This window comes from Nocardia sp. NPDC051981 (assembly GCF_040680715.1).
In the GTDB taxonomy this organism is placed as follows: domain Bacteria; phylum Actinomycetota; class Actinomycetes; order Mycobacteriales; family Mycobacteriaceae; genus Nocardia.
This window is the reverse complement of the sequence record NZ_JBFAXK010000074.1, coordinates 1-1,360: the sequence shown is the minus strand read 5'-3', so window position 1 is coordinate 1,360 and position 1,360 is coordinate 1. Positions and strand designations below refer to the sequence as shown.

The window sequence follows — 1,360 nt, the reverse complement described above, 5'->3', positions numbered from 1 at the left end:
TACTGCAACGACACCTGTGTGAGTAGGTGCTGGTAGATGTGTTGTGTGGTGTTGGATCGTGTTGTGGCCGAGTTGGATTCGTTGATGTCGCGGATCGGTGGCCGGTTCGCGCGGTCGGAGCCGCGCGAGCGGGCGCGGGAGTATGTGTCGGGGTTGCTGGCGGGTTTGGAACGTAAGAACGGGTGGACGCTGGCCGAACGTGCTGGTGAGACGGGTCCGCAGGGGATGCAGCGGCTGCTGCGTGCGGCCGATTGGGATGTCGACGCGGTGCGTGACGATGTGCGCGACTACGTGGTCGAGCATCTGGGTGACTCCGAGGCGGTGTTGGCCGGAGATGACACCGGTTTTTTGAAGAAGGGCGTGAAATCGGCTGGGGTGCAACGCCAATACTCTGGAACGGCCGGTCGTACCGAGAATTGCCAGATCGGGGTGTTTCTGGCGTACACGTCCGAGCATGGGCATGCCCTGATCGACCGGGAACTCTATGTTCCCGAGTCGTGGACCGCCGATCGGGACCGTTGCCGCGAGGCCGGGATTCCCGACGAGGTCGAGTTCGCGACCAAGCCGCGGCAGATGATCGCGATGCTCGACCGCGCGGTCACCGCGAAGGTTCCGTTTCGGTGGTTCACCGCCGACGAAGCCTACGGGCAAGCCGGTTACCTGCGCGATTGGTGCGAGGACCACGACGTGTTCTACGTGCTGGCCACCCGCTGCGACCAGCAGGTCACCACCCGCGCCGACCGGATCGCCCGCGCCGATGACCTCGTGGCCGAGTTCGCCGATCGCGCCTGGCAGCGGCTCTCGGTCGGCGCCGGCGCACACGGACCCCGCGAATACGACTGGGCGCGCCGCCAGATCGACGGGACGTGGGCGTCCGGGCGCGGGCACTGGCTGCTGGCCCGGCGCAGCATCGCCAACCCCACCGAGATCGCCTACTACCTCTGCTACGGCCCGGCCACCGCCCGCCTGGTGGATCTGGCCTGGACCGCGGGCACGCGCTGGCACGTGGAAGAGGCGTTCCAGCAGGCCAAAGGTGAGGCCGGGCTCGATCACTACCAGGTCCGCGCCTGGCGCGCCTGGTATGCCCACATCACCTTGTCGATGCTCGCCCTGGCCTGGCTGGCCGCATCGAAAACCGTTGCCGCAAAGGGGGACTCGCCGATCCTGGCGAAGACATGATCGCCCTCACGCTACCGGAGATCCGCCGCCTGCTCATCGCCTTCGTCCTCACCCGCCACCACCACCCCGACCACACCTGGGCCTGGTCACGCTGGCGACGCCGCCGACAACACCAAGCCCGCCTCTCCCACTACCGCCGCCGCGGCCACCCACTCACCTGAACGCGAGTGTCGTTGCAGTA

2 protein-coding genes are annotated in these 1,360 nt (G+C 67.1%); both read left to right on the top strand.

All coding sequences use genetic code 11. The features are described from left to right. The first annotated feature begins 45 nt into the window (after positions 1-45). Entirely contained in the window at positions 46-1,179 is a 1,134-nt protein-coding gene (locus AB0L60_RS42440) for an IS701 family transposase (protein ID WP_364626653.1), read from the top strand. Beyond that, on the top strand, positions 1,176-1,340 hold the full coding sequence (locus tag AB0L60_RS42435) for a hypothetical protein (RefSeq protein ID WP_364626650.1): 165 nt from the start codon (positions 1,176-1,178) through the stop codon (positions 1,338-1,340). Before AB0L60_RS42440 ends, AB0L60_RS42435 begins: the two co-directional genes overlap by 4 nt. Positions 1,341-1,360: the final 20 nt, after the last annotated feature.